Raw genomic sequence first — 3,774 nt, forward strand, 5'->3', positions numbered from 1 at the left:
TTTTTTATAAAATAAATAAGCAGAGCAAAGGATAGTAAGAGAGAAACAATGTGGGGCCTAACCATAAATATTCTAAAGAGAAAATCGGCCGAGGAAAATAATAAAACCACTGTCCAAAAAAACGGATACTTAATATTGATTGATTTTAGTAACCAAAAAAATGAGGCCAAAAAAAGAGTAGCTAAAAATATGGTAGCTATTTTTACACTAAGAAGTGGGCCTCCTATAAAAGTAAAAGGGATTAAAATTAGATGAAAGCCATACCAGATATCGGCGCCATACTCGGTTATAGTAGAGGCCGAAACATAGGGAAAACTGGTATCTAAAAGACCGTTTTGTTGATAGAGAAGAGCATGTTTTATATGGTAGAGCGAGTCAAAACCAAAAACTTTATTGGTAATTAATATAATAAGTGTAGAAAATATTAAAAATATAGCGGTTGATATAGACAGACTATATTTATCAAATAAATCTTTTATTATTTTCATATAACTAATTTATTGTTTGAGTGAAAAATTATCCTCAACAAAAGATAGGAGTTTGACTACATCAGCTTTGGCGTCGCTTGAGCCGAGAACTATAATCGCTACCGGTCTTTTTTGATTATTAATTTCTTTCCCCTCACCCCCTCCATTTTTTGCCCGCTTGCTCAACAGTCTGGCTGAATTAATTTCAACTCTTCCTTAACCACTTGTCTATCGTCCCAAGATAATCTCTTACCACCAATCACGATAGACTGCTCCGCACCTTTGCCTGTTATCAACACAATGTCGTTTGCTTTTGCCAGAGACAATGCCTTTCTAATTCCTAATCTTCGGTCTTCAATCACAAACAAATTTTGGTCTCTAATCTTTCCAAATTTTTCAGACGAAACAGCAATGTCTTCCAAAATTTGTTTAGGATCGTCCTCATACGGATCAACATTGCTTACAATTACATAATCAGCCATTTTTGCGACAAGTTCGCCCATAATCGGCCTTTTAGCTTTATCTCGTCCACCCCCTTCAGCACCAAGCAAAATTATTACTTTTACTCCCGTCTTTTTCATGCTGTTTGCCGTCTCTAAAATGTTTGTGATACTTTCTTTTTCGTGGGCATAATCAACTATCACTGTAAAATTTTGCCTCTCATCTATTTTTTCCATTCTGCCCGGAATTGTCTGTAATTCTTCTAGCCCCTTGGTTATTAGATAATTGCTTATACCGACAAGACGGCAAACAATTATGGCAGGCAAAGCATTATAAACATTAAACTTACCCAAAATGCTGATTTTGAAAATTACTTTTTCTACCTCAAAACTTACACCAGTATTTGTTTCTTGGATATTATTTGCAACATAGTCCGCTTTATTTTTGAGAGCAAAGGCAATTTTCTTGTCGGCTTTGAAATTGTAAAAATAGTCAGCATACTCGCTGTCCTTATTTGCAATTATAATTTTCTCAATTTCTTTGCCAGCGATAACTTTCTTATGAGAAGAAAGCGCCGCAAACATTTTTGCTTTCATCTGTTTGTATTTTTCAAAACTTCCTCCGTGGGCTTCAAGATGTTCTGGCGACAAATTGGTAAAAACGGCTATGTCGTAATACACTCCAATATGGCGAGATTGTTTTATACCTTCGGAAGTCGTTTCAACGATACAAAATTTACAGCTGTTTTTTACCATTTGGGCCATAAGTTTTTGAATTGTAAAACGGCCGGGCATTGTCATGTGATACTTATTCAAAAATTCTTTTTCGCCAATTCGAATGTTTGCGGTGCTTATGATTCCGGTTTTATATCCGCCAGTCGTTAAGCAAGACCAAATAAAATTTATTGTTGATGTTTTTCCCTTTGTCCCAGTTACACCGATAACGATCATCTTTTTTGACGGAAAGCCATAATACAAAGTTGCAAAAAGTGCCACGAAATAGTGATATACCAAAACGAGTTTTTCAGGCAATAATTTTTTCAAAAGTTTTTTCATGTTTTAATTTTCTTTAGGCGTTTTCTAAAGTTGTACAGGTGATACCAAAATGGATTTACGACAACATCAAAAAAATCGGAGTGGGTTATCTCCTTACCGCCAAATTTCTTTTTGAAAATTGTTAGACCATCCCAACCTTTATATATTTTGTTTTTGGTGGCTATACCGCCAAAATTGTAATAGTTGCAGTTAAGCTGTTTGGCGTAGCAAATTGCTTTCCACTTCGCCAAATAAGACGGGCATAAACTCCGATAATCGTTGCTTGAGCCGCCGAAAACATAGTTGGCGGTTTTCCCAAAAATAATAATAAGATCGATTGCTAAAATTTTTTGATCATATTTCGCTATTGATAAATAGGAGTTTATTTTGTGAAGATTTTGAAAAATATTTTTATAATAATCTTTTTGATGGAGATTAAACCCGTTTCTTTTTGATGTTTCCAACATCAATTCGTAAAAAATATTAAAATATTTTTCAAAATCCTCCGTGACTATTTCCACTGTTATTTCCTTTCTCTCTGCCAATCGTATTGAGTAGCGAGTCTTTTCATGCATTGCCACAAGTATTTCATTTTCCGATTTTTCCAAACTCAAAAACCACTCCGTGCGTGGTTGAAAATACGCCGAGTGATAGGTGTAAAATTGAGCTTTGGTAAAAAATTTTGAAAGAGTGTCGCTCGAAACTAACGGGGTGAAATCAAGCCTGACAAAAACAGCATCTTCTGATTTTGCAATTTGTTTTAATTTTTGTTTGAGATTAGCAAAAAAATCATCTGAAAAATCTTTTGTTATTGGCCCATAAGGTATATAAAAATAACTTTTACCTAATAAAAGAGAATATTTAATTATTTGAAAATAAGCGACAATTTTGTCGCCGTCACTTACTAAAAATCTTTTTACTATCCTGCCTAAACTTTTTTGCCAATCTCCATAAAAACCTGCCTGCGTAAACGGAACATTTTCGCAAATTATTGTCGGATTAAAATTTTCTTCATTTTCAATTTCTCGGAATTTAAATTGTTTCATTGTGTGGTTGGGTTTTGGTGCTCGTGGAAACAGAAAGCTCCCCACGAGCAATAATCCTTTCGGACTGCCCGATAACCTTTCGGCTACCGACCCAACCACTAGTGCTCAATGAGGAGCTTACTGTCTTGGTTGGGAATTTTTTGGGGCCATGTCTCGCAAAAAAATAGTCGAGGTTTAAGCAGTTATATTTTAAATTTTCTATTCTGTATTTATGTTTAGTATTTTATCTTATTTTCCATCTTCCAGCCAGACTATTGAGCAAGCGGGCAAAAAATGGAGGGGGTGAGGGGAAAGAAATTTTTTGCCTGCGAGCCGTTGGAAGCCCCGCCACCCTGCTCGTTCAGAGCAGAGTCAAGCAAAATACTCTTTTCTTTTTAGGAGAAAAAATCCGGCGCGCGCAAAAAAATAAAATCGTAAAGAGTATTTTGCTTGGCGGCGAGCGTTAGCGAGCGGCGGCAAGACGATTTCCATTGTTTAAGAATTTTTGATAAAGTAAGTTCGAGCTTGGTTGTATAAATGCACCGACATTAACAATATTAAATATCTCCTCCACATTATCTAAGGCGACTCTAATACAACCACCCGAATATGATAAGGGAGTGGGCGATCCATCGGGATAAACGGTCGGACCGTGTATAAAAAAATTTCCTTGAAACTGCATACTCCAAGGCATATAGACGTGCCCAAAAGAAGAGGAGTAATGATTTTAAAATTCATTTTTGATTAATTTAAACACATAAAAAATTACATTACAATATGGCTATAAAATAAAATAGACACCGCATT

General features: G+C 35.5%; 5 protein-coding genes. 1 reads left to right on the top strand and 4 read right to left on the bottom strand.

Going from position 1 to position 3,774, the window contains the following annotated elements; genetic code table 11:
• The 3 genes from COU51_01485 to COU51_01495 all read right to left on the bottom strand — a co-directional run.
• Positions 1 to 488: hypothetical protein (locus COU51_01485; protein ID PIR66888.1), on the bottom strand; the 488-nt coding region annotated here is incomplete at its 3' end.
• Between the two features lie 161 nt (positions 489 to 649).
• Entirely contained in the window at positions 650 to 1,963 is a 1,314-nt protein-coding gene (locus COU51_01490; GenBank protein ID PIR66889.1) for a hypothetical protein, read from the bottom strand.
• The gene (locus COU51_01495; GenBank protein PIR66890.1) at positions 1,960 to 2,988 is read right to left on the bottom strand and encodes a hypothetical protein; all 1,029 of its coding nucleotides are present in this window, start codon (positions 2,986 to 2,988) and stop codon (positions 1,960 to 1,962) included. Before COU51_01495 ends, COU51_01490 begins: the two co-directional genes overlap by 4 nt.
• Before the next feature lie 254 nt (positions 2,989 to 3,242).
• Between COU51_01495 and COU51_01500 the strand changes: the two genes are divergently transcribed.
• Positions 3,243 to 3,434, top strand: coding sequence for a hypothetical protein (locus COU51_01500; GenBank protein ID PIR66891.1), 192 nt, complete (start codon positions 3,243 to 3,245; stop codon positions 3,432 to 3,434).
• Here the strand turns inward: COU51_01500 and COU51_01505 are convergent.
• Positions 3,431 to 3,661 (bottom strand): hypothetical protein, encoded by a 231-nt coding sequence (locus COU51_01505; protein PIR66892.1) that lies wholly within the window; start codon positions 3,659 to 3,661, stop codon positions 3,431 to 3,433. The two genes, COU51_01500 and COU51_01505, sit on opposite strands and share 4 nt — an antisense overlap.
• Between the last annotated feature and the right edge of the window lie 113 nt (positions 3,662 to 3,774).

Source organism: Parcubacteria group bacterium CG10_big_fil_rev_8_21_14_0_10_36_14 (assembly GCA_002772895.1).
Classification (GTDB): Bacteria; Patescibacteriota; Patescibacteriia.